The sequence below is a fragment of the Leifsonia aquatica genome (assembly GCF_014190775.1).
GTDB classification, from domain to species: Bacteria; Actinomycetota; Actinomycetes; order Actinomycetales; family Microbacteriaceae; genus Leifsonia; species Leifsonia aquatica.
Genome location: NZ_JACHVP010000001.1, coordinates 1,142,292 through 1,167,851, shown reverse-complemented (window position 1 = coordinate 1,167,851; position 25,560 = coordinate 1,142,292). Strand labels below are relative to the sequence as shown.

The following is a 25,560-nucleotide window of genomic DNA, read 5'->3' as shown; positions in this document are numbered from 1 at the left end:
TCGTCTACTTCGCGTCCTTCTTCTCCGTGTCGCCCGAGAGCGCGGCGATGAACGCCTCCTGGGGGACCTCGACGCGGCCGACCATCTTCATGCGCTTCTTGCCCTCCTTCTGCTTCTCGAGGAGCTTGCGCTTACGCGTGATGTCGCCGCCGTAGCACTTGGCGAGGACGTCCTTGCGCATGGCCCGGATGTTCTCGCGCGCGATGATGCGGGCGCCGATGGCGGCCTGGATCGGCACCTCGAACTGCTGACGCGGGATGAGCTCGCGCAGCCGGCCGGCCATCATCGTGCCGTAGGCGTAGGCCTTGTCGCGGTGCACGATGGCGCTGAACGCGTCGACCGCCTCGCCCTGCAGCAGGATGTCGACCTTGACGAGGTCGGCCTCCTGCTCGCCCGCGGGCTCGTAGTCGAGCGACGCGTAGCCGGCCGTGCGGCTCTTGAGGTTGTCGAAGAAGTCGAAGACGATCTCACCGAGGGGCATCGTGTAGCGGATCTCGACGCGGTCCTCGCCGAGGTACTCCATGCCGAGCAGGGTGCCGCGGCGGCTCTGGCAGAGCTCCATGATGACGCCGACGTAGTCCTTGGGCGCGAGGATGGCCGCCTTGACGATCGGCTCCTCCACCTTATCGATCTTGCCGCCGGGGAACTCGCTCGGGTTGGTGACCGTGATGGTCTTCTTGTCCTCGGTCGTGACCTCGTAGACCACGCTGGGCGCGGTGGTGATGAGGTCGAGGCCGAACTCGCGCGAGAGGCGCTCGGTGATGATCTCCAGGTGCAGGAGGCCGAGGAAGCCGCAGCGGAAGCCGAAGCCGAGCGCGACCGAGGTCTCGGGCTCGTAGACGAGCGCGGCGTCGGAGAGCTTCAGCTTGTCGAGGGCCTCGCGCAGCTCGGGGTAGTCGCTGCCGTCGATCGGGTAGAGGCCCGAGAAGACCATCGGCTTGGGCTCGGTGTAGCCGGGAAGCGCGACCGTCGCCGGCTTCGACGCCGTCGTGATCGTGTCACCGACCTTGGACTGGCGCACGTCCTTCACACCGGTGATCAGGTAGCCGACCTCGCCGACGCCCAGACCCTTCGACGGGGTGGGCTCGGGCGAGGAGACGCCGATCTCGAGGATCTCATGCGTGGCCTTGGTCGACATCATCTGCACGCGCTCGCGCGGCGAGAGCTTGCCGTCCACCATGCGGACGTAGGTGACGACGCCGCGGTAGCTGTCGTACACGGAGTCGAAGATCATCGCGCGGGCGGGAGCGTCCGCGACGCCGACCGGGGCCGGGATCTCCTGAACGACCCGATCGAGGAGCGCATCGACGCCCATCCCGGTCTTGCCCGAGACGCGCAGCACGTCCTCCGGACGACCGCCGATGAGGCTCGCGAGCTCGGCCGCGTACTTCTCGGGGTCGGCGGCGGGGAGGTCGATCTTGTTCAGCACCGGGATGATCGTCAGATCGTTCTCGAGCGCCAGGTACAGGTTCGCGAGCGTCTGCGCCTCGATGCCCTGTGCGGCATCCACCAGCAAGATGGCGCCCTCGCACGCGGCGAGGGAGCGGGAGACCTCGTACGTGAAGTCGACGTGGCCGGGCGTGTCGATCATGTTGAGCGCGAAGGTCGAGCCCTCATGCGCCCACGGCATGCGGACGGCCTGGCTCTTGATCGTGATGCCGCGCTCGCGCTCGATGTCCATGCGGTCCAGGTACTGGGCGCGCATGTCCCGGTCGGCGACCGCGCCGGTGATCTGCAGCATGCGGTCGGCCAGGGTCGACTTGCCGTGGTCGATGTGCGCGATGATGCAGAAGTTGCGCAGGAACGCGGGATCGGTGGCGGCGGGCTCGAGGGCCGTCAAAGCTCGTGGTGACATCGTGCCGCCATTCTCCCATGAACGGCCGAGCCCCTCCGACCCGTCAGGCGAAGCGCTCGGAGCGCTCCACGACCCGTCCGACACCGTCCGCCCAGGAGTAGACCTCGGTGCCCTCGATGAAGACGCGCTCGGCGCGCGAGTTCACGTCGAGCGGGTCGCCCGACCAGACGACCACGTCGCCGTCGCGTCCCGGAGCCAGGGCGCCGATCCGCTCGTCGAGACCGAGGAAGGCCGCCGGGTTGACGGTGAGCGCCTCGAGCGCGGTCTGGTGCGGCAGGCCGTCCTTGACGGCGAGGGCAGCCTGGTAGACGAGGAAGTTGATCGGGACCACCGGGTGGTCCGTCGTGATCGCGACGCGGACGCCCGCGGCGGCGAGGGTCGCCAGGTTGGCGATGGCGCGGTCGCGGAGCTCGACCTTGGAGCGGGAGGTGAACATCGGCCCGAAGATGACCGGGATGTCGCGCTCGGCGAGCACGTCCGCGATCTTGTGCGCCTCGGTACCGTGGTTCACGACGAGCTTGTAGCCGAACTCGTCGGCCAGGCGCAGTGCCGTCGCGATGTCGTCGTGGCGGTGCGTGTGCTGGTCCCAGTAGAGCTCGCCGTCGAGCACCCGGACGAGGGTCTCCTTGGTGAGGTCGCGGGCGAACGCCTTGCCGTCGCGCTCGGCCTCGTCGCGCTGCGCACGGTAGTTCTGCGCCTCCACGAACGCCTGGCGGATGATCATCGCGACACCGAGACGCGTGCTCGGGGTGACGTTCTTCGCGCCGTAGACACGCTTCGGGTTCTCGCCCAGCGCCGACTTCACGCTGACGGCCGCCTTGATGACCTGCTCGTCGATCGTCCGGCCGCCCCAGGACTTGATCGCGACGGTCTGGCCGCCGATCGGGTTGCCGGAGCCCGGCTTGACGACGATGGAGGTGACGCCTCCCGAGAGGGCGTCGCGGAAGCCCTCGTCGTCGATGTTCACCGCGTCGATCGCGCGCACGGCGGCCGTGTTCGGCGTCGTCATCTCGTTCGTGTCGTCGCCGGCGGGGCCGTTGGCCTCCTCGTGGATGCCGACGTGCCCGTGCGACTCGACGAAGCCGGGGAGCACCCACTTGCCCGTGGCATCCACGGTGGCGACGCCGTCCGGGATGCTGACCTCGCCCGCCGCACCCACGGCTTCGATCACACCGTCGCGGATGAGTACCGTGCCCCCTTCGATCGGCTCCCCGAGCACGGGGACGACGCGGGCGTTGACGATGGCGATGGTCGAAGCAGTCATGGTGTCGAGCCTACGCTCGCCGCCGCACGGGGACCGTCCCGGGAATGCGCGGCCCGCGTCGGTGTTGGATGGGAGCATGAGCATCCTCCTGACCGGCGCGACCGGCTACATCGGCACCTCCGTCCTCCCCCGCCTCATCGAGGAAGGGCACGCGGTGACCGCCCTCGTCCGCACCGCCGAGAAGGCGGCGATCGTGGAGGCCGCGGGCGCCACGGCGCTCATCGGCGACGCCGCCGACAGCGACCTGGTCGCGGAGGCGGCCCTCGCCAGCGACGGCGTCGTGCACCTCGCGTCCGGCGAGGACGTCGACCCGGTCTTCATCACCGCCGTACTCCGGGGACTCGAGGGCAGCGACAAGCCGTTCGTGCACACCGGCGGCATCTGGACGTACGGCTCCAACGCCGACATCACGGAGGACTCACCCGCCGCTCCGCCGGCGCTCACCGCCTGGCGCGGTGCGAACGAGGCGCGCGTCCTCGGCGCCGAGGGCGTGCGCGGCATCGTCGTCGTCCCGTCGATCGTCTACGGTCGCGGCGCCGGCCTCGCGCGCCTGATCGTCGACGCTCCGCGCGGAGACGGCGTCGCTCCGGCCCTGCACCTCATCGGCGACGGGGCGCAGCACTGGGCGACCGTGCACGTCGACGACCTCGCCGCCCTCTACGTGCTCGCGCTCGAGCAGGGCGACGCCGGCTCCGTGTACCTCGGAGCGAGCGGCGCCAACCCGACCGTGCGCGAGCTCGGGGAGGCCGCTGCGGCCGTTGCGGGCATCGCCGGCGGCGTGGTCGCCGAGACGGTCGAGGAGACCTCCGAGCGCCTCGGTGCAGGACTCACCGGGGCGCTGCTGCTCGATCAGCAGTCCCGCGGGTCAAAGGGTCGCATCGACCTCGGCTGGGAGCCGAACGGCCCCACTCTGGTCGACGAGATCGCCTCCGGTTCGTACGCACCGGAGTCCGTCGACGCCCACTGATCCCGCTGCATTTGGCGCAGGGGTGGCCCGCTGGTAAAGTTGTTTGTTGGCTTGCGTGTGGGTGTACCCGCACGAACGCCGGGAAGCGCCCTCTCTCGCTGAACGGCACATCCGATACTCACTTCGAACGAAAGTAACCATTCGTGGCAAACATCAAGTCGCAGATCAAGCGCAACCGCACCAACAAGAAGGCGCAGGAGCGCAACAAGTCCGTCAAGAGCGAGCTCAAGACGGCCATCCGCGCGACCCGTGAGGCCGTTGTCGCGGGCGACAAGGACAAGGCGACCGCGGCGCTGCGCGTCGCGTCCAAGAAGATCGACAAGGCGGCCAGCAAGGGCGTCATCCACCAGAACCAGGCGGCGAACCGCAAGTCGGCCATCGCCAAGCAGGTCGCCGCTCTCTGAGCCGCTGACCTCCGCGGGAGCTGATCCCGCGCTGCGACGAGCCCTCGCTCCGAGGACCTCAGGTCCGAGGGCGGGGGCTCGTCGCGTGTGCGGTCGCTGTCGCAATCGCGCGAAGCGCCGAGGGGGTCTCAGCCGCGTCCGCGGCCGCTGACGATCCGGATCATCCGCTCCAGGGCGAAGACCGGGTCTCGGCCGCCGCCCTTCACGTTCGCGTCGGTCTCGGCGAGGACCTCGATGCAGCGGCCGAGGCCGTCCTCCGTCCAGCCCTGGAGGTCGCGCTTGGCGCGGTCCACCTGCCACGGCGCGAGGCCGAACTGCTGCGCCAGCTGGCCGGAGCCACCACGCGCTCCGGACACCTTCGCCATCGTGCGGATCTTGCTGGCGAACGCGGCGACCATCGGCACGGGGTCGGCGCCGGACGCGAGGGCGTGGCGCATGGTGATCAGCGCTTCGCCGTGGCGTCCGGCGATGGCGGCGTCGGCGACCTGGAACGCGTTGGTCTCGACGCGGCCGCCGTAGTACTTGTCGACGGTCGCCTCCGTGATCTGCTCGGCTGCGTCGGAGATGAGCTGCTGGCATGCCGCGGCCATCTCCGCGAGGTCGTCGGAGAAAGCCGAGGTGATCGCCCGGAGCGCGCCGGCCGTCACCTTGCGGCCGGCGCTCGCGAACTCCGCCTGGGCGAATTCGTACTTCTCGGCGTCTTTCTTGAGCTCGGTGCAGACGATCTCGATCCCGCCGCCGGAGCCGGCCCGGATCGCGTCCAGGAGCTTCTTGCCGCGCACGCCTCCGCCGTGGCGGAGCACGACGACCGTGCCGTCCGCCGGCGTCGCCAGGTATTCGAGCGTTTCAGTGAGGAACGCGTCGGTGCACTTCTCGACCGCATCGACCCGGATCAGCCGCGGCTCCCCGAAGAGGGAGGGGCTCGCGAGGGTGATGAGCTCGCCCGGGGCGTAGTCGGCGGCGGAGATGTCGCTGATCTCGAGACTCGGATCCTCCGCCTTGAGCGCGTCCCGCAGGGCGCGAATGGCGCGGTCGGCGAGGAAGCCCTCGGTCCCCGACACCAGCACCACGGGGGCGGGCCGGATCTGGTTCCAGGGAAGCTGCGGGATCGCACTCGCGACCGCGCGGGCCTTGCTGGCACCGGAGCGGCTCGCGCTGCTCCGGCCGGTGTTCCTGGTGGCCACGTTCCTCCTCGTTCCCTTCCAGGATACGGGCGACCACCGGCATCGGCGGTCTCGGGGCGCTCCGTCCAGACGCGCGGCCCGTCCGCGCCCGGCGACACGAGGATGAGCCCGCGCGTGTCGGTGCGTACCGCGACAGCCCCCACCTCGCCGAGCACGTCCAGAGAGCGGCGGGTGGGGTGGCCGTACCCGTTGTCCGCTCCGACGGACAGCAGCCCGATCCGCGGGGACGACACCGCGTAGAGGCGCTCGCTCTGATCGGCGGAGCCGTGGTGGGCGACCTTCACCACGTCGACGCGGCCGATCCCGCCCGCGCCGAGGAGATCATCCTGCGCCCGCTCGCCCAGGTCGCCGAGGAACAGGCCGGTCAGGCCCGCGCCGGACGTCCGGAGCACGATGCTGCCGTCGTTGCCCGCCGGTACCTCGTCACCCGCTCCACGGGGCCACAGGACGTCCCAGCGCAGGCGGCCGAGCGTGCCCGCCATCCCCGCCAGCGCCCGCTCCACGCTCGCTCCGTGGGCTTCGAGGGACGCGACGACCTGCTCGTCGGACTCACGGTCGGGTCTCCCGACGAGCGCCCGCTCGACGCGTTCGACGACGCCCGGGAGCCCCGCGACGTGATCGGCATCGAAGTGGGTGAGCACGAGCAGGTCGATCCGTGCGACACCGAGGCGGTCGAGGCACGCACGCGCGGCCTCCGGGGTGCGCCCCACGTCGATCATCGCGACCGCATCGCCATCGCGGAGCAGCAGCGCATCCCCCTGGCCGACGTCGCAGGCGGCGATCTGCCAATCTCCCGGCGTGGCGATCACCCGCGCCACCAGACCTCCGGCGAGGACTCCGCCGTACGCGACGACGGCACCGCCGAGGCCGAACGCTGCGGTGACGACGACCGGCCTCGGCAGGTGCACGCGCGCGACGAGGACGCCCACCGCCACGAGAACGCACACGCAGAGGACGACGCCGGCGATGCCGTCGACCCACGGCAGCGCCGCTCCCGGGAGGGACGCGGCCGTGTGCGCGATCCGGGCGATCCACGCCGACGGCAGCCAGGCGAGCCGGACGAACAACTCCCCCAGCCATGGAGCCCAGGGCAGCGTGAGACACGCGAGGCACCCCAGGACGGTCGCCACCGGCGCCGCCGGTTCGGCGAGCAGGTTCGCCCCGACCCCGTACAACGGGATCGTCGGTGTGAGCAGCAGCAGGATCGGCTGGCACGCGAGCTGCGCCGCCGCCGGCACCGCGATGGCCAGTGCGACGGCGCGGGGCATCCACCGGGTCAGCAGCAGGGCGAGCGGGCCGGCCAGCAGGAGCAACCCCGCCGTGGCCGCGACCGAGAGAGCGAACCCGTAGTCGCGCGCCATCCACGGATCGTGCACGAGCAGGAGGACCACGGCCAGCGCCAACGACGGCACGCCGTCCGCTGGTCGACCACGGGCGAGCGCGAGCAGCACGACGGCGGCCATCACGGCGGCGCGCAGGATGCTGGCGCCCGGCCCGACGAGCACGACGAACGCCAGCAGCGCCGTCGCTGCGATGAGGACGCGCATCCGACGACCCGCGCCGACCCGAGCGGCCACGACGAACACGAGCCCGGTGACGAGGGCGCAGTTCGCTCCCGACACCGCTGTGAGGTGGCTCAGCGCACTCGCCTTCATCGCTGCGTCGAGCTCCTCGGAGACGCCGGACTCGTCGCCGATCGCGAGGCCGGGCAGCAGGGCTCCGCCGTCACCGGGGGTCTCCTGGGCCGCCCGGGCGAACGCCGAGCGCACGGGCTCGGTCCACCCCAGCCAGGCAGGCGCGTCGGCGACCACCGACGCCGGGTGCGACGCGGAGAGCCGGAAGCTGGTCGACTCCCCCGGCTCGTTCGCGCGCAGTGCTCCGGAAACGGCCACGACCGACCCGAAGGAAGGAACGGCAGCGGATCCGTCCGCGACCGTGAACACCGTCACCGGCACGCTGATCCCCCGCACGGCAGATCCGGCGCCCGCACCATCCACTCCCAGGGCCGTTCCTTTCCAGCTCCACCGCTCGGCACCGTCGAACCCGGACGCCACCCGGCGACCCGGGCTCTCGGCCCGCACCTGCACCGTCACCTCCTGCCGCTCCTGGGCCGCCCGCTCCAGGACGTCGGCCGTCCGGCCGGGTGCGTGGACCGCCGACACGGCGCAGCCCAGCGCCCCGCCCGCGAGGACGACGCCCACCAGAACCGCACCCGTGCGTCGACGGGCACGTCGCGCGGCCGAGACGATGAGGACGGAGGCGAGGACACCGCCGGCGGGGGCGGCGATCGCCGCGACGTCCGGCGCACCGATCGCCAGAGCGCACGCGATCCAGAGGGCAGCGGCGGGGAGGGCGAGACGCAGGTCGGGCATCAGACGCTCACCCGGTCTTTGAGACCGTCGAAGACCTTGTCTCCGATCCCCGCGACCTTCAGCAGGTCGGTCGGCGCACCGAACCGGCCGTTCGCCGCCCGCCAGTCCAGGATGCGCTGGGCCAGCGCGGGCCCGATGCGCGGGAGCGTCTCCAACTCCGCCTGTCCCGCGGTGTTGATGTTCACGAGTCCGGTGCCCGCCGCGCCGGAACCACCGCCCGAGCCGGTGGGCGCGGCGGGAGGCACCTCCCCCTCCTTCGGGACCACCAGTTGCTCGCCGTCGGAGACGAGACGCGCGAGGTTGACGCCGGCGGGGTCGCCGTCGGGCGCGAGGCCGCCCGCCGCCGCGATCGCGTCGACCACGCGTGCACCGGCCGCGAGCGTCACGAGTCCCGGGCTGACCACGGCACCGGAGACGTGGACGAACAGCTCGCCTCCGCTGTCATCGGGCTGCGCACTCGTCTCTGCAGCTCCCGACGCAACCGACGTCGTGCGCGAGGCCGGCACCTCCACGTCGCTCCCCTGCCCGGAGAACGCCGACGCCAGGATCGCCACCACGAAGACGCCGAGGAGCAGCACGATGGCCGCGCCGACGCCGAGCCGCAGCCGTCGGCGCGCGCCCGGCTCCACGTCGGAGGCCTCGGCTCGGTGTCGCATGACCACACGCTACGAAGCAGCGGGGCGCGCTCGGCCGTCGAGCGCGGATCGGTGGGAAACGACGATCGGCGGCCCTCCTGTGGAGGACCGCCGATCGGCTCAGATCAGTTCAGATCAGCCGTTCAGCCCTTGGGTCGCGTGGCGATGTTCACCAGGCGCGGGGCGCGCACGATCACGTTGACGATCTCGCGGTCGCCGACCGAGCGCACCACGGCCTCCGAGGCGCGGGCGAGAACCTCGAGCTCGTCGCCCGAGATCTTCGGCGAGACCTCGACGCGGTCGCGGACCTTGCCGTCCACCTGCACGACGGCCGTCACCGACTCCTCGATCAAGAGGGTCGGGTCGGCCTTGCGCCACTGGGCCAGCGCCACCGAGGCCTCGTAGCCGAGGATCTCCCACATGTCCTCCGCGGTGTACGGCGCGAACAGGTTCAGGGCCATCGCGGTGACCTCGGCCGCCTCGCGGACGGCCGCGTCGGCCGGGCCGGCGCCGGTGTCGATCGCCTTGCGGGTGGCGTTCACCAGCTCCATCAGGCGCGCCACGACGACGTTGAACTTGAACGCCTCGATCAGGCCGGGGGCGTCGGCGAGGAAGCGGTGGGTCACGCGACGCAGGGCCGAGTCGCCGTTCTTCCAGACGACGTCCGGAGCGCTCGTGACGTCGTGCGCCACGCGCCAGGCGCGCGCGAGGAACTTCGCACTGCCCGACGGCGAGACGTCCGCCCAGTCGATGTCGTCCTCGGGCGGGCCGGCGAACGCCATCGTCAGGCGGACGGCGTCCACACCGTGCTCGTCGAGCTGCTCCGACAGCTTCACGATGTTGCCGCGCGACTTCGACATCGCGGAGCCCTCCATCAGCACCATGCCCTGGTTCAGCAGCGCCGTGAACGGCTCCGTGAAGCTGATCGACCCCATGTCGAACAGCACCTTGGTGATGAACCGCGAGTACAGCAGGTGCAGGATGGCGTGGGTCACGCCGCCGACGTACTGGTCGACGGGCGCCCACTTCTCGGCCTCGCGCGGGTCGAACGCCTGGGTGTCGTCCTTCGGGGACAGGAAGCGCAGGAAGTACCAGGAGCTGTCGACGAAGGTGTCCATCGTGTCGGCGTCGCGCTTGGCGGGCCCGCCGCACGTCGGGCACGACACGTTGACCCAGTCCTCCGCCGCACCCAGCGGGCTGGTGCCCTTGGGCTTCAGGTCGAGACCCTCCGCCGGCGGCAGCAGCACGGGCAGCTCCGACTCCGGGACGGGCACCTCGCCGCACTTCTCGCAGTGGATGATCGGGATGGGGGTGCCCCAGTACCGCTGACGCGAGATCAGCCAGTCGCGCAGGCGGAAGTTCTTCGCCGTCTCGCCCAGGCCGGAGCCCTGCAGCGCCTCCGTCACGCGACGGATCGCGTTGGACTTGCTCAGCCCGTCGAACGGACCCGAGTTGATCAGTCGGCCCTCGCCGGTCAGAGCCACGCCGGTCTCCGACGGGTTCTCCAGCGGGGCGTCCTCCGGCATCGTCGGCTCGCCGGTCTCCGGGTCGACCGGGATCACGGGGATGACGCCGGTGACGGGCTGGTTGGTGTCGACCACCACGCGCACCGGGAGGTCGAAGGCGCGGGCGAAGTCCAGGTCGCGCTGGTCGTGCGCGGGCACGGCCATGATCGCGCCGTGACCGTAGTCGCTCAGCACGTAGTCGGCCGCCCAGATCGGGATGCGCTCGCCGGTCAGCGGGTTGATCGCGTGCCGCTCCAGGAAGACGCCGGTCTTCTCACGCTCGGTGCTGAGGCGGTCCATCTCGGTGGTGCCGCGGACGGCCGCCAGGTACTCGTCGAACCGCTCACGGACCTCCGGGCGCGCACCCTCGACCAGCTCGGCGGCGAGGTCGGAGTCCGGCGCGACGACCATGAAGGTCACGCCGTAGAGCGTGTCCGGCCGGGTCGTGTAGACCGTCACGGCCTCGTCGCGGCCCTCGATCGCGAACTGCACGTCGGCACCGGTGGAGCGGCCGATCCAGTTGCGCTGCATGCTGAGGACCTTGGACGGCCAGGCTCCCTCTAGCTGCTTCAGGTCGTCCAGCAGCCGGTCCGCGTAGTCGGTGATGCGGAAGTACCACTGGGTCAGCTTCTTCTTGGTGACCAGGTTGTCGCAGCGCTCGCAGCGGCCGTTCACGACCTGCTCGTTCGCCAGCACGGTCTGGTCGAAGGGGCACCAGTTGACCTGGCTCGCCTTGCGGTAGGCCAGGCCCTTCTCGTACAGCTTCAGGAACAGCCACTGGTTCCAGCGGTAGTAGTCCGGGTCGCAGGTCTGGATGACGCGGTCCCAGTCGAAGCTGGGCGCATAGCGGCGCATACTGGCCTTCTGCTGCGCGATGTTGTCGTACGTCCAGTCGCGCGGGTCCAGGTTGCGCTTGATCGCGGCGCCCTCGGCGGGCAGGCCGAAGGCGTCCCAGCCGATCGGGTGCAGCACGTTGAAGCCCTGCTGGCGCCAGTACCGGGCGATCACGTCGCCCAGCGCGTATGCCTCGGCGTGGCCCATGTGCAGGTCGCCCGACGGGTACGGGAACATGTCGAGCACGTACTTGCGCGGACGCTTGTCGTCCGGGTCGGCCGTGGCGAACGGCTTGAGCTCGTCCCAGATCGGGAGCCACTTGCTCTGGATCGCGGCGAAGTCGTACTGCGCGCCCTCGACGGGCGTGCTCCCTGAATCGTGCTCGTGTGCCACGGGACTCCTGTTTTTCTCGCTAGCGCTGTGTCGATACCGCCGGCTCGACCGCACCGCGACGGCGGACCGTCGGGCGGGGTGGCTGGCGAAGCAGACTCCGGGCACAAGCCCGGGACTCCAGACTACTAAACGTCGGAGGCGTCCAGTCCGTTCCCAGCGGGCGTCAAGCCGCTCGGGAGGCGGAGCCCCGCGGAGCGGAGCAGCGGCGCCGCCTTGATCCGGACCTCCTCGAGCTCCTCGTCCGGCACCGACAGTGCGGTGATCCCGCCGCCGGCGCCGACCTGCACCTCGCCGTCGCGGAACCGGAGGCTCCGGATGACCATCGCGAGATCGGCGGACCCGTCGGCCCCGATGAGGCCGAAGCAGCCCGCGTACGCCCCGCGCGGGCCGTTCTCCAGGCGGGACAGGATGCGCATGGCGCTGAGCTTCGGCGCCCCCGTCATCGAGCCGGCGGGGAAGCACGCCGCGATCGCGTCCACCGCGCCGAGCCCGTCGCGGAGCCGCCCCTCCACCGTGCTGACCAGCTGGTGGACCTGGGCATAGCTTTCGACCGCGAGCAGGTGCCGCACCTCGACCGAGCCGACCGTGCAGACGCGCGCCAGGTCGTTGCGCATGAGGTCGACGATCATGACGTTCTCCGCGCGCTCCTTGTCGCTCGCCTCGAGCTCGGCGCGGAGCGCGAGATCGGCGGCCACCGTCGCACCGCGCGGTCGTGTTCCCTTGATCGGCTTGGTGCGCACGCGGCCGTCGGTGGACACCTGGAGGAACTGCTCCGGCGAGGAGCTGACGAGAGCCTCCCCCGCGATCCGGAGGAACCCGCCGTGGTGGGCCGGGCTCATCGCGCGCAGCCGGAGGTGCACGGCGAGCGGATCCGCGGCGGTGCGCGCGGTCGCCAGGTTGGTCAGGCACAGCTGGTAGGCGTCTCCCTCCCGGATCGCGGCGAGACAGTCCCGGATCAGCCCCAGGTACGCGTCGTCGCCGTGACGCCACGTGGCCTCCGCGTCGGGCACGGGATGAACGGCGCCATACGCCGCTGCCGCGCCGGCACAGCCCGCGAGGACCTCGCGCACTTCCTCCGCCCACGCTTGGCCGTCGCCCTCCTCCGCCGCCGCGATGATCTCGACGCGACGGGAGGCGTAGTCGAAGACGACGGCCCGGTCCACCAGGAGCAGCGCGGAATCGGCGCCGTCGCCCGTACGGTACGGGACACCGAGCGGACGCGCACCGGTCTCGTAGCCGAGCCAGCCGATCCACCCGAACGGCGCGCCCGGGATGCTCGGAGCCTCGCCGGCAAGTTCGTCGCGCAGAACGTCGAGCACCTCCCCCGCGCGCTCGACCCCGTCGATCGTGATCGTGCCCCGAGCCGCGGAGGCGGTGAGAACACGACGCCCGGTGGCGATGATGCTGCGCCCCTCGGTCGCCTCAGGCCCGCTGTCGAGCCACACGGCATCGTGGCCGTCCCTGCCCGCGGCCGGGTCGCCGAAGAGCGCGACGAAGGCGTCCGCCGGATCGATCCAGTGGTCGAGCGGCAGCGCGCGGAGCGGGAGAACCACTGGGCTAGCCTAGGCGAATGGACGCGAGCAGCACCCTCTTCGACTGGGCGGGCGGCGAGCTCGTCGCCCGCGACTCCTGCGAGGTGGCGGAGACCGACCTCCTCGTCGCGGACTCTTTCCTCATCGCCGACGGCACAGCGCTCGCTCGGGGCCTGCACTCCGCGCGCTTCCAGGATTCGGCTCGGCTGCAGGGGCATCCCGACCGGTCCGAGCTCCAGGAGTTCTGGGACGCGGGCGTCGCGGCGCTGCCCCGCGAGGGCTCGTGGTTCCCCCGGTTCGAGCTCGTGCGCACGCGCGACGCCCTGCGTTTGCGGTTCCGGCTGCGGACCGCCCCGCCGCTCGGCGAGTCCCTCGTCGTGGCGACCGCCGCCTCCGACCCGCGCACCGCTCCCGACATCAAGGGCCCGGACATCGACCGGCTCTCCGTACTGCGTCAACGCGCCCAGACGCAGGGCGCACAGGAGGCCGTCATCCTCGACGAGGGTTTCGTCGCCGATGGGGCGACGACGGCGCTCCTGTGGTGGCGCGGCGACACGCTCTTCACCCCTCCGCTCTCCCTCGCGCGCGTCGACAGCGTCGCGGCGCGGACCGTCCGCGGGATCGCGGCGGCCCTCCGGGTGCCGGTGGACGAGGAGGAGGTCCGGCCGTCGCAGCTCGACGGCGCGACCCTGTGGGCGGTGAACGCTCTGCACGGCATCCGCGCGGTGACGGCGTGGGTCGACGGCCCGACGCTCGCGCAGGATCCGGCCCGCACCGAGGCGTGGCGGTCACGCTTCGCGGCGCTGGCTAGGCCGCTGCCGCCGCGTCCGTGATCCGGCCGTCCTCCAGGGAGACACTGCGGGTGATGAGCTCTCGCGGAACGTCCGTGTGCGAGATGAGCAGCACGGTGCGCCCGTCCTCCGCTGCGGTGCGCAGGATGTCGCGCACCACCCGGTCGGCCGCCATCACGTCGACGTTCGCGGTCGGCTCGTCCACCACCAGCACGGGGAAGTCGGCGAGCAGGGCGCGTGCCAGCGCGATCCGCTGCGCCTGACCACCCGACACCAGCGCTCCCCGTTCGCCCACGCTCGTCGCGAGCCCGTCGCGCTCCCGCGCCCAGTCGGCCAGCCCGACACGCTCCAGCACGGCGAGCAGTTCGTCGTCGGTGGCGGTCTCGCGCGCGAACAGCAGGTTCTGCCGCAGGTCGGCGTCGAAGAGGTACGGCTGCTGCTCGCACAGGCCGACGACCCGGCGCACGTCGTCCTGTCGCACGCCCCGCGTCTCGACACCGTCGACGGAGTAGCCGCCGTCGTGCTCGAGGAAGCGCACCAGCACGTGGGCGAGTGCCGTCTTGCCGGCTCCGGTCGGACCGGTGAGGAGGACGCGCTCCCCCGGCAGGAGCTCCAGGTCGATGTCGCGGAGCACCGGACGGTCGACGCCCGGCCAGTGGGCAGAGACTCCCGAGAGCCGGACGACGGGGACGCCGTCGACGACGAGCGGCTCCGCACCGTCGGCGTCGACGGGGATCCCGTCGGGCGCGGCGGCGGGCGCCGCGTCGGCGATGCGTCGCGCGCTCGCCTGGACCTGCCGCCACGCGCCGAGCGCGAGCGGCACCATCCCGAACACCTCGAACACGGCGAGCGGGAGCAGGGCGATCACGGCGAGGACGGGCCCCTCGATCCGGCCTGCTCCGAGCGCAGGGATCCCGGAGACGAGGCCGAGGACGGTCGCGCCGCCCGCGAGGAGGGAGACCGCCCCGGCGGTGAGGCCGAGGCCAGCCGCGCGAGCGCGAACGGCACCGGTCAGGCGAGTGCTCGCCTCGCTCACGCGCCGCTGCGCAGCGGGCAGCGCTCCGTACGCGGTGAGCACATCCACGTTGCGGACGAGGTCGAGGATCGCATCGGAGAGCTCGGCGCGCAGCGGAGCGATTCTCCGTTCGGCGGAGCCGGCCGCCCACGAGTTGACGAGGGAGCCCGCGACCACGGCCAGCACCAGCATCACCAGGAGGGCGACCCCTGCCTCGGGGAGGAGCAGGAAGGCGACGACGACGCTCGCCAGTGCGATCAGGCCCGACGTCACGAGGGGCTGCACCACCCGGAGCGAGTAGTTCTGCAGTTCGTCGACGTCGTCGGCGATCCGCGAGAGCAGGTCGCCGCCGCGCGCGCCGCGCAGGCCGTCCGGTGCGAGGGGCACGAGGCGCGCGAAGAGCGAGGAGCGGATGGCGGGAAGCTGGCGGAAGGCCGCGTCGTGCCCGGCGAGACGCTCCAGATAGCGGAAGAAGGCCCGCCCCAGCGCGAACGCACGCACGCCGACCACGGCCATCGATAGGAACAGGACCGGGGGCTGCTCGGCGGCATAGGTGATCAGCCAGGCGCTGACGCCGAGCAGCGCGACGGCGCAGGCGGCGCTCAGCGCGCCCAGGGCCACCGCGGCCCACAGCCGGCGGGCCGGCGGGAGGGAGAGCCGCAGGATGCGGCGGACGTCAGCGGACACGATCGGCCGCCTCCACTTCGAAGATCACGTCGGCCGCGGCGACCACGGCCTCGCGGTGGCTGACGACGAGCACGGCCGACCCGGCGTCCGCGATCCGCCGGAGGCTCGCCATCAGCGCGGACTCGGTCGCGGCGTCGAGCGCGGAGGTGGGCTCGTCGAGGATCAGGACGGGGCAGTCGCGGGTGCGCAGCCGGTACAGGGCGCGCGCCACCGCGACACGCTGCGCCTGTCCGCCGGACAGCCCTGCTCCCCCGGCGTCGACGCTCGCGTCCGGGTCGAGCTCGCCGGCGGCCGCGTCGTGCAGGGCGTCGAGCACGGCTGTGCGCTCGGGATACGGGTCGCCGAGCGCGACGTTCGAGGCGATCGTGCCGGCGATCAGCCCGGGCCGCTGTCCGGCCCACGCGATCGCGGATCGCCGCCCCTCGGCGTCGCGCCGGCGTCCCGCGACGATCCTGCCCTCTGCGTCCGCGAAGCCGAGGGCCGCGGAGACGAGGCTCGACTTTCCGGCGCCGCTCGGGGCGCTCAGCACGGCGAGCCTCCCCGGGGCGACGACGGCGGTGAAGGGACCGACCACGGGCTGCCCGTCGTAGCGCACCACGACCCCCGCGAAGGCGAGCCCCGGCTCGGCCGGTGCTCCTCCCTCCGTCGGGGCCGGAGCGCTCGCGCCGACCCCCTCCGCGGCCTCGATCACCGCGAATGCGTTCTCGGCGGCCTCGATGCCCTCGGCCGCCGCGTGATAGCTCGCGCCGACGTTGCGCAGCGGGAGGAAGGCCTCCGGCGCCAGCAGCAGGACGAAGAGTCCGACGGACAGCTCCATGTCGCCCGCCACCAGCCGGAGGCCGATGGTCACCGCGACGAGCGCGACGGACAGGCTGGCCGCCAGCTCGAGCACGAAGCCGGAGAGGAACGACATCCGGAGCACCTTCATGGTGTGCACCCGATAGTCCTCGCTCACCGAGCGGATGCGCCCCTCCTGGCGGTGCTGCCGCCCGAACAGCTTCAGGGTGGAGAGCCCGCCGACCACGTCGAGGAAGCCGCGGGACAGGGTCGAGAGGGCCTTCCATTGACGCTTCTGCGCGGCCTGGGTCGCCCAGCCCACGAGCACCATGAAGAGCGGGATGAGCGGGAGGGTCAGCACGATGATGATGCCGCTCGTGAGGTCCTGCCAGCCGATCACCAACACGAGGATGGGAGTGGCCACGGCCGTCATGATCAGCTGCGGCAGGTACTTGCCGAAGTACCCGTCGAGCGCCTCCATGCCGCGTCCGGCCACCAGGGTGACGTCGGCGGAGTTGCGCGATGCCGTCCATCCCGGCCCGAGCGTCGCGACGGCGGACATCAGCCGCTCCCGCAGCTGCCCGATCACGCGAGCCCCGCCGCGGGCGGCGACCGCGTCCGCGAGCCAGAGCACAACGCCCCGCCCGATCACGACGAGCACGAGGATCGCGATCAGACCGCTCAGCGCGGCAAGATCCTCGCCCGCGATGGCGCGCACGATCAGCTGCGTCACGAGCCAGGCGAACGCCAGGCCGGCGGCGGTCTGCACGATGGCGAGCAGACCGCCGGCGGCGAGGGCCCCCCGGGACGCGGAGGCGTACCGCAGCAGGCGGGGATCGAAGGGCTTCACGGGTCAGGCGTTCACGGGCTCGGGGGCCTCGTCCGGGATGCTCGCCCGGGTGACCCGCTTGCGGAACACCCAGTAGGTGAAGCCCTGGTAGAGCAGGATCAGCGGCAGGAAGATCGCCGCGACCCAGGTCATCACCGTGAGCGTCGCGGTCGTGCTCGACGCGTTCGCGATCGTCAGGCTGTTCTCCGGGTTCGGGGAGGACGGCATCACGTTCGGGAAGAGTGCGGCGAACAGCGAGATCACCGCGAAGGCGATCGTGGCCGCCATCAGGGCGAACGACCAGCCCTCCGCGCCGCGCAGGTTGGCAACCCACGACGCGATCAGGGCGACCGCCGCCAGCGCGGCCAGGACCAGGAACACGACCGAGAAGTGCGCGATGCCGGTCCAGAGCAGGAATGCGGCGGCGACGACGATGGCCGCGGCTCCCGACTTCACGGCCAGCGAACGCGCCCGCTGGCGGATCGCGCCATCCGTCTTCAGCGAGATGAACACGACTCCGTGGGTGAAGAACAGCAGCAGGGTGGTCAGACCGCCCAGCAGACCGTATCCGTTCAGGAGGTCGAACAGCGTGCCCGTGTAGTTGTGGCCCGAGTCGAGCGCCACGCCCTGCACGATGTTCGCGAAGGCGCATCCCCAGAGGAAGGCCGGCGCGGCCGAGCCGAAGACGATCATGCCGTCGAACCACTTCTTCCAGCGCGTGCTGTCCCGCTGGTGCCGGTACTCGAACGAGACGCCGCGCAGGATGAGCGCGATCAGGATGAGCAGCAGAGCCAGGTAGAACCCGCTGAACAGCGTCGCGTACCACTCGGGGAACGCCGCGAACAGCGCGGCCCCGCCGACGATGACCCAGGTCTCGTTGAGGTCCCAGACCGGGCCGATGGTGTTGATCATGACGCGGCGGTCCACGTCGTCCTTGCCGAGGAAGGGCAGCGCCATCCCCACGCCGAAGTCGAATCCGTCGAGCACGAAGTAGCCGACGAAGAAGAAGGCGACGATGCCGAACCAGAGAACTGCGAGATCCATTTTCCGTCTCCTCCTAGTAGACCGTCGCGACCGGGACGTGTTTGCCCTCGTCGTCGAGATGCTCCTCGACCGGGGCCGGACCCTTCTGGGCCGCACGCTTGATCAGCTTGAACTCGACGACCGCGAGCGCGCCGTAGACGAGGGTGAAGGCGATGATCGAGATCAGCACCTCGAGCCCGGTGGTGTTGGGCGAGACGCCGTCCGCCGTCTTCATGAGGCTGAAGACGATCCAGGGTTGGCGTCCCATCTCGGTGAAGATCCAGCCGACGATCATCGCGGCGAGCGAGAGCGGCATCGCCCAGATGGCGAGCTTCCACTGCCACTGGCGCGTGGGCATGCGGCCCTTGCGCGTCAGCCAGAGGCCGACGACGGCGACGAGCACGTGGAGCATGCCCAGGCCGATCATCCAGCGGAACGCCCAGTAGGTGATCCAGATCGTCGGGGTGTAGTCGCCCGGGCCGTAGAGCTGCACGTACTGGGCCTGCAGGTCGTTGATGCCCTCGACCGTCCCGTTCAGCGTGTGCGTCGACAGGAACGACAGCAGGTACGGCACCCGGATCGAGAATAGCTCGTGCACGCCGTCCGGTGTGCCCAGGGTGAAGATCGAGAACGAGGCGTCTGCTCCCGTCGACGTCTTGTACAGCGCTTCCGCGGCCGCCATCTTCATCGGCTGCGTCTGCACCATCGCGAGCCCGAGCTGGTCGCCGCTGAGCACCGTGCCGATGCCGGCGACCACCATCATCCAGAGGCTGAACTTGAGCGCAGGGCGCATGGTCTCGAGGTGCTGGTTGCGCGAGAGGTGCCAGGCCGCGACCGTGATGATCAGACCCGCCGACACCATGAACGCGCCGAAGATCGTGTGCGGGAACGCGGCAAGCGCCACCTTGTTGGTGAGCACCGCCCAGATGTCGGTGAGCTCCGCCCGGCCGCGCTCCGGGTTCAGCGTGTAGCCGACCGGGTTCTGCATGAACGCGTTGGCCGCGATGATGAAGTAGGCCGAGAGGATGCTGCCGGCCGCGGTCAGCCAGATGGTCGCCAGGTGCAGGCCTCTGGGCAGCTTGTCCCAGCCGAAGATCCAGAGGCCGATGAAGGTCGCCTCCAGGAAGAACGCGAGCAGGCCCTCCAGCGCGAGCGGGGCGCCGAAGATGTCGCCGACGAAGCGCGAGTAGTCCGACCAGTTCATGCCGAACTGGAACTCCTGCACGATGCCCGTGACGACACCCATGGCGAAGTTGATCAGGAAGATCTTGCCGAAGAAGTGGGTGAGCTGCAGGTAGTGGACCTTGCCCGTGCGGTACCAGCAGGTCTGGAAGATCGCGACCACGGTGACGACGCCGATCGTCAGGGGCACGAACAGGAAATGGTAGATCGTTGTGAGCCCGAACTGCCACCGCGACAGCAGCAGCGGGTCCAAGAGATCGTGCACGGCGTCTCACCCTTCGATCGGTCTTCTACACGGTGTAGAAGTGCATCTTCTACAGAGTGTAGAACATTCTCAGCCTCATCGCGGTACGCTTGTCCCGTGGCGAATCTCGGAGAACTGGAAAGGGCTGTCATGGACGCCCTCTGGGCGGGCGACGCCCCGATCACCGCCAACGAGTTACGCGACAAGCTATCGGCCGCCCGCGGGGAGGGCAAGCCTCCCGCTCTCACCACCGTGCTGACCGTGCTGTCCCGTCTCGAGCAGAAGGGCATGGTCGACCGGGAGCGCGACGTGCGCCCGCACGTCTACTTCGCGACCCTCAGCCGCGCCGGTCACGTCGCCGATCTCATGCGCGAGGTCCTCGAGTCCTCGTCCGATCGCACTGAGGCGCTCGCCTACTTCGTGGGAACCGTCGACGAGTCGGAGGCGCAGGTGCTGCGCCGCCTGCTCGAGGCCCGCACCTCCTAGAGCGACCGTGCTCCCCGTCAACGAGACGGCCATCGTCCTCGGCCTGCTGGCGATCGCCCTGGCCTGGCCCGTGCCGCTCCTCCTCGCACGAGCGACCTGGCCCCCTGCCGCGCCCGTCCTGGCCGTCGCCCTCTGGCAGTCGATCGCCCTCGCGGGTGGCATCTCGATGATCGGCTCCCTGCTCCTGGCGGGCCTGCAGCCGTTCGGCGACGACCTCTGGAGCCGGATCGGCGGCGCCGCGCGCACGATCTTCGCGGGCCCCCTCCCCCCGGGCGTCAGCCTGCTCAACGCCTTCCTGCTGAGCGCGGCGGTGCTGCTCACCGCCCACCTGCTGCTGAACCTCGCCCTCACCTCGGTGCGGAGCCGTCGTCAGCGCCACCAGCACATGGAGCTCCTGCGCCTGCTCAGCTCCCCCCTGCCGGATGTGCCCAGCACCCGGGTGATCGACCATCCCGCGCCCGCTGCGTACTGCCTGCCCGGCGCCCGCAGCGTCACTGTGCTCTCCGAAGGGATGATCGCGCTTCTGAGTCCCGAGGAGCTGGACGCGGTGATCGCCCACGAGCGCACCCACCTGCGCCAGAAGCACCACCTGCTGTTGGACGCGTTCCGCTCGTGGAAGCGCGCTCTCCCCTGGTTCCCCATCGCCACCCGCGCGCAGGACGCGGTCGCGCTCCTGCTCGAGATGCTCGCCGACGACACCGCCCGCCGGTCGTCGGGCGATCCGGTGCTCGCGGGCGCCATCCGCATCGTCGACGAGACCGGGAGTGCGGGGTCTGCCCTCGGCGCGCCGAAGGACCGCCGCACCCCCGAGCAGCGCCGGGACGCCCTGCTCGCCCGCGAGGCCCGGCTCACGACCGGCCGCCGCACGGTCGGGCCGGCGCTCCGCCTCACCATCGCCGTCGTGACCGTCCTTCTCGTCGTGGTCCCGCCCGTCCTCGTGCTCACCAGCTGAGCGGCCCGCTCTCCCAGGCGCGGCCCAGTAGCATCGTCCCTATGCCGAAGAAGGGCTCGTACGCCAAGGGGATCGCCAAGCGCGAGGAGATCTTGTCCCGCGCGCTGGAGGTGTTCGCCGACAAGGGGTACCGCAAGGCGTCGCTGCGCGAGATCGCCGAGTCCGTCGGGCTGAGCCAGGCCGGTCTGCTGCACCACTTCTCCTCGAAGGAGGAGCTCTTCTCGGAGGTGCTGCGCAAACGCGACGAGGTCGACACCGGCGGCGCCGAGCTCGGCGACCAGTGGGCGGATGCAGCGGACGGGCTCGTGCGCGTCATCCGGCACAACGCCGAGGTGCCGGGGCTCGTGCAGCTCTACGCGACACTCTCGGCCGAGGCGTCGGACCCCGAGCATCCCGGTCACGACTACTTCGTCGAGCGCTACGAGCGGATCGTCGGCGGCCTCGAACAACACCTGCGCGCCGAGCAGGCCGCGGGCCGGATGACCGACGCCGTCGACGCCCGCCAGCTCGCACGCCTCGGGATCGCCGTCGCCGACGGCATGCAGGTGCAGTGGATGCTGGACCCGTCCGCCGACATGGCCGACGCCCTCACGGCGTTCTGGAGCCTGGTGCGGACGGCGTCCACCCCGTGAACGACGCGCTCACCTGGATCCTCGACCTCGTCCAGAGCGTGGATCCCGTGCTGCGCACGCTGCTCGCGGGCGTCGGGATCATGCTGGAGACGTCCATCCTCGTCGGCCTGATCGTTCCCGGTGACACGATCGTCCTCGTCGCCAGCACGGCGGTGGAGGGACCCGTCGAGTACTTCGCGATGGTGATCGCGGTCGTGATCGGCGCCCTGTGCGGCGAGTCGATCGGCTTCGCCCTGGGGCGCTGGTTCGGGCCGCGCATCCGCGCCAGCAAACTGGGCCGCAAGCTCGGCCAGGACAACTTCGACAAGGCGGAGGCCTATCTTGCGCGCCGCGGCGGCATCGCCGTCTTCCTGTCGCGCTTCCTGCCGGTGCTGCACTCCCTCATCCCGCTGACCGTGGGGATGAGCCTGATGCGCTACCGCACGTTCATGGCGTGGACGGCACCGGCCTGCGTGCTGTGGGCGTTCTCGTACGTGAGCGTCGGGGCGCTCGCCGCCGGTAGCTACCGCGAGCTCTCGCGGGAGCTGCACTGGGCCGGATACATCTTCGTGGCCATCATCGCGGTGTTCGTCCTGCTCGTCTTCCTCGTCAAGAAGATCCTGCAGAAGCGCGAGGCGGCGCACATGGGTGCGGCGGCCCGGTCTCCCGAGCCGCCGCACGACGGAGAATGACGCCCGCGCCTACTTGACGGGGTGGTCCTTCAGCCAGTTCTTCGCGACCACGTCGGGCGCGGTCTTGCTGTCGCCCTGGTTCTCGCTGTTCATCTCGATGAGGTCATCGGTGGTGAGCTCGGCGGAGACCTTGTTGAGGACCTCCTTGACCTTGTCGGAGGCCTTGGAGCTGTTGATCAGCGGAACGATGTTCTGCGCCGCGATCAGGCTCTTCGGGTCCTTCAGGGTGACGAAGCCGTTGTCCTTGATGGCCGGCGTCGTCGTGTAGATGTCGGCCAGCTGCACGTCGCCGTTCTTGAGCGCCGTGACGGTCAGGGGTCCGCCCGAGTCGCTGATCGGCTTGAGGGTCGCGGTCACGCCGTAGGCCGACTTGAGCCCCGGGATGCCGTAGGGGCGCGTCTCGAACTCCGGGTTCGCGCCGACCGTCAGCGGGTCGGTGACCTTGGAGAGGTCGGAGAGGCTGGTGACGCCCCACTTGTCCGAGAACTCCTTGGTGACGTTGTAGGAGTCGGCGTCCTGCGCCTCGGCCTGGTCGAGCACCTCGTAGCCCTTGGGGAGAGCCGACTTCAGTGCCGTGTAGACGTCGTCGCTGGAGGTCGCGGTGGCGTCCTTCTTGTAGAACTGCAGCAGGTTGCCGCTGTACTCGGGGATGAGGTCGATCGAGCCGTCCTGCAGCGCCTTGAGATAGACGTCGCGCTGGCCGATGCTCGGCTTGTAGTTGACCTTCACGCCGTTGGCGGCCAGGGCCTGGCCGTAGACCTGCATGAGGATCTCGGACTCGCCGAACGCCGCGGAGCCGATGGTGACGCTGTCGCTCGACGAGGTCGAGGTGTTGCCGCCGAGCGCGCCGCCGCCGGACGAGCACGCGCTGAGAGCCAGGAGGGCTCCCGCCGCCACCACGCCGGCCGCGATGCGGCCTCTCTTGGATGCGAACATGTTGGTTTCTCTCTTTCGGTGGGTGCTATGGATCTTGGTGGGTCCGGGGGTTACGAACTGTTCCCGACCGGCTGGTGGGGAACCGAGGGTCCGATGGGCCTCCAGGGGTCCTTCGACCGGACGTCCTGGATCTTGCCGGCGGTCACGCCGCGCGGCACGACGAGGCGCTGCACGATGGCGAACACGCCGTCGGTGACCAGCGCGAGCGCGATCACGAGGATCGAGCCGCCGAGCATCTCGTCGTAGCGCTGCACGGCGAGTCCGTCGAACAGGAAGCGGCCGAGGCCGCCGACGGGCAGGATCGCCGCGACCGTCCACGTCGCGATGACCTGCAGTGCCGCGGACCGGATCCCGCCGATGATGAGCGGGAGCGACAGCGGGATCTCGACCTTGAACAGGATCTGCAGCTCGGTCATCCCCATGGCGCGCGCCGCGTCGATCGTGCGCCGGTCCACCGATTCGAGCCCGGAATACGCGCCCGCCAGCACGGGCGGGATCGCCAGGATGGTCAGCGCGATCAGCGGGGGGATGATGCTGAGGTTCAGGGTGATGAGCGCGAGGTAGACGACGAGGCCGAGCGTCGGGATCGCGCGCAGGGCGCCGGAGACGCCGACGGCGAGTCCACGGAACCGGCCGGTGTGGCCGATCGCCAGTCCGATCGGCAGGGCGATCACCGCGGCCAGGATCAGCGTCAGGAGGGAGTACCAGGCGTGCTCGCCGAGGCGCGCGAGGATGCCGCTCGGTCCGGCCCAGTTGGCCGGGTCGAACACCCAGGCGAACGCCGCGAGGATATCGGTCATGCGCCCGTCACCGCCCTCAGCGCCGCACGGCGGCTCGCGCGCTTGGTCGTGCCGAGCCGGGTCCACGGCATCAGGAGCCTCCCGAGGAGCACCAGGGCCAGGTCGAAGACGAGAGCGATGATCACGATCGCGACGATGCCCGTCACCACCTCGGCGTTGTTGTACTGGTTCAGGCCCTGCACGAACATCGTTCCGAGGTTGCTCACGCCGACGAGCGATCCGACGCTCACCAGGCTGACCGTGCTCACCGAGACGACCCGCAGGCCGGCGAGGAGCACGGGGCCGGCAAGCGGCAGCTCCACCGACCAGAAGCGGCGCCAGGTGCTGAAGCCCACCGCGGTCGCCGACTGCAGCACGTCACCGGGGACGCTCGCGAGCGCGTCGGAGGTCGTGCGCACCATCAGGGCGAGCGCATACAGGCTGAGGGCGACGACCACGTTCTTCGGGTCCAGGATCTGCGTGCCGATCAGCGCCGGCATCGCCACGAAGAGCGGCAGCGATGGGATCGTGTACAGGATGCCGCCGATCGTGAGCAGCACCCCCCGGCTCCCGCGATAGCGGTTCGCCACCCAGCCGATCGGGATGGAGACGAGGAAGCCGATGACGATCGGGAACACGCTCAGCGTCACGTGAGCGACCGTGAGATCCCAGACGAGGCCGAGGTTCGACCACAGCCAGCTCACGACGCTTCCTCACCCTGCGCCGAAGCACCCACGACCGGGAGGGTCGTGGCCTTTGCCTCATCGGACGGGGTCAGCACACCGGCCGGCCGTCCTTCGCTGTCGACCAGCACATCGCCGGTCGGGGTCTGCTCGACGTGGAGGGCACGGCGTCCGCGGTCCGCGCCGATGAACGAGGCGACGAACTCGTCGGCCGGTGCGGCGAGGATCTCGGAGGGCGTGCCCTGCTGCGCCACGATCCCGCCCTTGCGGAAGATCACCACCTGGCTGCCCAGCCGGAACGCCTCGTCGATGTCGTGGGTCACGAAGACGACGGTCTTGTCGAGTTCGCGCTGCAGATGCAGCAGCTCGTTCTGCAGTTCGTCGCGCACGATGGGGTCGACCGCACCGAAGGGCTCGTCCATCAGGAGGATGTTCGGGTCGACGGCGAGCCCGCGGGCGACGCCGACGCGCTGCTGCTGGCCACCCGACAGCTGGCTCGGGTAGCGGTCGGCGAGGGAGCGCTCGAGGCCGACGGTGTCCATGAGCTCGAGGGCGCGCTCCCGCGCCTCCCGCTTCTTCACGCCGCGGAGCAGCGGGACGGTCGCGATGTTGTCGACGACCTTGCGGTGCGGCAGGAGCCCGGAGTTCTGCATCACGTAGCCGATGCTGCGCCGCAGGTTCACGGGCCGGAGCTGCTGGACGTCCTCGCCGTCGATCTCCACCGTGCCGCTGGTCGGGTCGACCATCCGGTTGATCATGCGAAGGATGGTCGTCTTGCCGCTGCCGGAGGATCCGACCAGCACCGTGATCTTGCGCGATGGGATGACGAGCGAGAAGTCGTCCACCGCGACGGTGCCGTCGGGGAACTGTTTGGTCACCGAGCGGAACTCGATCATCGCAGGGGCCCATTTCTGTCGGTCAGGTCCAT

At 70.7% G+C, this 25,560-nt stretch carries 21 protein-coding genes and 1 pseudogene; 7 read left to right on the top strand and 15 right to left on the bottom strand.

The annotated features are described in order from the left end of the window. Positions 1-4: 4 nt before the first annotated feature. Both lepA and FHX33_RS05540 read right to left on the bottom strand, forming a co-directional pair. Positions 5-1,855, bottom strand: a complete 1,851-nt coding sequence (lepA, locus tag FHX33_RS05545) for a translation elongation factor 4 (protein ID WP_039920925.1) — start codon at positions 1,853-1,855, stop codon at positions 5-7. A gap of 43 nt (positions 1,856-1,898) precedes the next feature. Then, a complete protein-coding gene (locus tag FHX33_RS05540; RefSeq protein ID WP_039920927.1) occupies positions 1,899-3,119 on the bottom strand; it encodes an amidohydrolase in 1,221 nt (406 codons plus the stop codon). 76 nt (positions 3,120-3,195) lie between these two features. Between FHX33_RS05540 and FHX33_RS05535 the strand changes: the two genes are divergently transcribed. Together FHX33_RS05535 and rpsT are read left to right on the top strand one after the other, a co-directional pair. Continuing rightward, positions 3,196-4,086, top strand: coding sequence for an NAD-dependent epimerase/dehydratase family protein (locus tag FHX33_RS05535; RefSeq protein ID WP_183428255.1), 891 nt, complete (start codon positions 3,196-3,198; stop codon positions 4,084-4,086). A 143-nt stretch (positions 4,087-4,229) separates the two neighbouring features. After that, positions 4,230-4,490 (top strand): 30S ribosomal protein S20, encoded by a 261-nt coding sequence (rpsT, locus tag FHX33_RS05530; protein ID WP_021760447.1) that lies wholly within the window; start codon positions 4,230-4,232, stop codon positions 4,488-4,490. 128 nt (positions 4,491-4,618) lie between these two features. On the opposite strand, the gene holA is transcribed toward rpsT, so the two are convergent. The 5 genes and pseudogenes from holA to FHX33_RS05505 form a co-directional block, all read right to left on the bottom strand. Then, complete coding sequence (holA, locus tag FHX33_RS05525; protein ID WP_248616233.1) at positions 4,619-5,599, bottom strand: DNA polymerase III subunit delta; 981 nt, start codon at positions 5,597-5,599, stop codon at positions 4,619-4,621. A gap of 335 nt (positions 5,600-5,934) precedes the next feature. Continuing rightward, positions 5,935-8,046 (bottom strand): annotated as a pseudogene (locus FHX33_RS21905) (ComEC/Rec2 family competence protein); the annotation flags it as partial. After that, on the bottom strand, positions 8,046-8,702 hold the full coding sequence (locus tag FHX33_RS05515; RefSeq protein WP_183428253.1) for a helix-hairpin-helix domain-containing protein: 657 nt from the start codon (positions 8,700-8,702) through the stop codon (positions 8,046-8,048). The pseudogene FHX33_RS21905 and the gene FHX33_RS05515, both read right to left, overlap by 1 nt. A gap of 122 nt (positions 8,703-8,824) precedes the next feature. Continuing rightward, on the bottom strand, positions 8,825-11,413 hold the full coding sequence (leuS, locus tag FHX33_RS05510; protein ID WP_021764967.1) for a leucine--tRNA ligase: 2,589 nt from the start codon (positions 11,411-11,413) through the stop codon (positions 8,825-8,827). A 125-nt stretch (positions 11,414-11,538) separates the two neighbouring features. After that, positions 11,539-12,966, bottom strand: coding sequence for an anthranilate synthase component I family protein (locus FHX33_RS05505; protein ID WP_021764966.1), 1,428 nt, complete (start codon positions 12,964-12,966; stop codon positions 11,539-11,541). 17 nt (positions 12,967-12,983) lie between these two features. Between FHX33_RS05505 and FHX33_RS05500 the strand changes: the two genes are divergently transcribed. Then, complete coding sequence (locus FHX33_RS05500; RefSeq protein WP_021764965.1) at positions 12,984-13,778, top strand: aminotransferase class IV; 795 nt, start codon at positions 12,984-12,986, stop codon at positions 13,776-13,778. Here FHX33_RS05500 and cydC read toward each other — a convergent pair. Genes cydC through FHX33_RS05480 form a run of 4 tightly spaced genes read right to left on the bottom strand, consistent with a single transcriptional unit; the run spans position 13,753 to position 19,514 of the window. Then, positions 13,753-15,438: a thiol reductant ABC exporter subunit CydC gene (gene cydC / locus FHX33_RS05495; RefSeq protein WP_183428252.1), complete on the bottom strand. Its 1,686-nt coding sequence runs from the start codon at positions 15,436-15,438 to the stop codon at positions 13,753-13,755. The two genes, FHX33_RS05500 and cydC, sit on opposite strands and share 26 nt — an antisense overlap. After that, a complete protein-coding gene (gene cydD / locus FHX33_RS05490) occupies positions 15,428-17,065 on the bottom strand; it encodes a thiol reductant ABC exporter subunit CydD (RefSeq protein WP_183428251.1) in 1,638 nt (545 codons plus the stop codon). The genes cydC and cydD overlap by 11 nt, the downstream gene beginning before the upstream one ends. Positions 17,066-17,068: 3 nt before the next feature. Continuing rightward, positions 17,069-18,088 carry a cytochrome d ubiquinol oxidase subunit II gene (cydB, locus tag FHX33_RS05485; RefSeq protein ID WP_021764919.1) on the bottom strand — a complete coding sequence of 340 codons (1,020 nt, stop codon included), beginning with the start codon at positions 18,086-18,088 and terminating at the stop codon, positions 17,069-17,071. Between the two features lie 13 nt (positions 18,089-18,101). Beyond that, positions 18,102-19,514 (bottom strand): cytochrome ubiquinol oxidase subunit I, encoded by a 1,413-nt coding sequence (locus FHX33_RS05480; RefSeq protein ID WP_021764918.1) that lies wholly within the window; start codon positions 19,512-19,514, stop codon positions 18,102-18,104. A gap of 96 nt (positions 19,515-19,610) precedes the next feature. Between FHX33_RS05480 and FHX33_RS21475 the strand changes: the two genes are divergently transcribed. Genes FHX33_RS21475 through FHX33_RS05460 form a run of 4 tightly spaced genes read left to right on the top strand, consistent with a single transcriptional unit; the run spans position 19,611 to position 22,234 of the window. Continuing rightward, positions 19,611-19,979, top strand: coding sequence for a BlaI/MecI/CopY family transcriptional regulator (locus tag FHX33_RS21475; RefSeq protein ID WP_039923651.1), 369 nt, complete (start codon positions 19,611-19,613; stop codon positions 19,977-19,979). A gap of 7 nt (positions 19,980-19,986) precedes the next feature. Next, the gene (locus tag FHX33_RS05470; RefSeq protein WP_183428250.1) at positions 19,987-20,931 is read left to right on the top strand and encodes a M48 family metalloprotease; all 945 of its coding nucleotides are present in this window, start codon (positions 19,987-19,989) and stop codon (positions 20,929-20,931) included. Between the two features lie 41 nt (positions 20,932-20,972). Then, positions 20,973-21,563 carry a TetR/AcrR family transcriptional regulator gene (locus FHX33_RS05465; protein ID WP_021762836.1) on the top strand — a complete coding sequence of 197 codons (591 nt, stop codon included), beginning with the start codon at positions 20,973-20,975 and terminating at the stop codon, positions 21,561-21,563. Next, positions 21,560-22,234: a DedA family protein gene (locus FHX33_RS05460; RefSeq protein ID WP_021762837.1), complete on the top strand. Its 675-nt coding sequence runs from the start codon at positions 21,560-21,562 to the stop codon at positions 22,232-22,234. Before FHX33_RS05465 ends, FHX33_RS05460 begins: the two co-directional genes overlap by 4 nt. Positions 22,235-22,243: 9 nt before the next feature. Here the strand turns inward: FHX33_RS05460 and FHX33_RS05455 are convergent, their stop codons facing one another. From FHX33_RS05455 to FHX33_RS05440, 4 genes are read right to left on the bottom strand one after another with little or no spacing between them, the layout of a single operon-like run. Then, positions 22,244-23,170 carry an ABC transporter substrate-binding protein gene (locus FHX33_RS05455; RefSeq protein WP_021762838.1) on the bottom strand — a complete coding sequence of 309 codons (927 nt, stop codon included), beginning with the start codon at positions 23,168-23,170 and terminating at the stop codon, positions 22,244-22,246. 50 nt (positions 23,171-23,220) lie between these two features. Then, entirely contained in the window at positions 23,221-23,970 is a 750-nt protein-coding gene (locus FHX33_RS05450; protein ID WP_021762839.1) for an ABC transporter permease, read from the bottom strand. Continuing rightward, the gene (locus FHX33_RS05445) at positions 23,967-24,653 is read right to left on the bottom strand and encodes an ABC transporter permease (RefSeq protein ID WP_021762840.1); all 687 of its coding nucleotides are present in this window, start codon (positions 24,651-24,653) and stop codon (positions 23,967-23,969) included. Before FHX33_RS05445 ends, FHX33_RS05450 begins: the two co-directional genes overlap by 4 nt. Then, on the bottom strand, positions 24,650-25,528 hold the full coding sequence (locus FHX33_RS05440; RefSeq protein ID WP_021762841.1) for an ABC transporter ATP-binding protein: 879 nt from the start codon (positions 25,526-25,528) through the stop codon (positions 24,650-24,652). Before FHX33_RS05440 ends, FHX33_RS05445 begins: the two co-directional genes overlap by 4 nt. Positions 25,529-25,560: the final 32 nt, after the last annotated feature.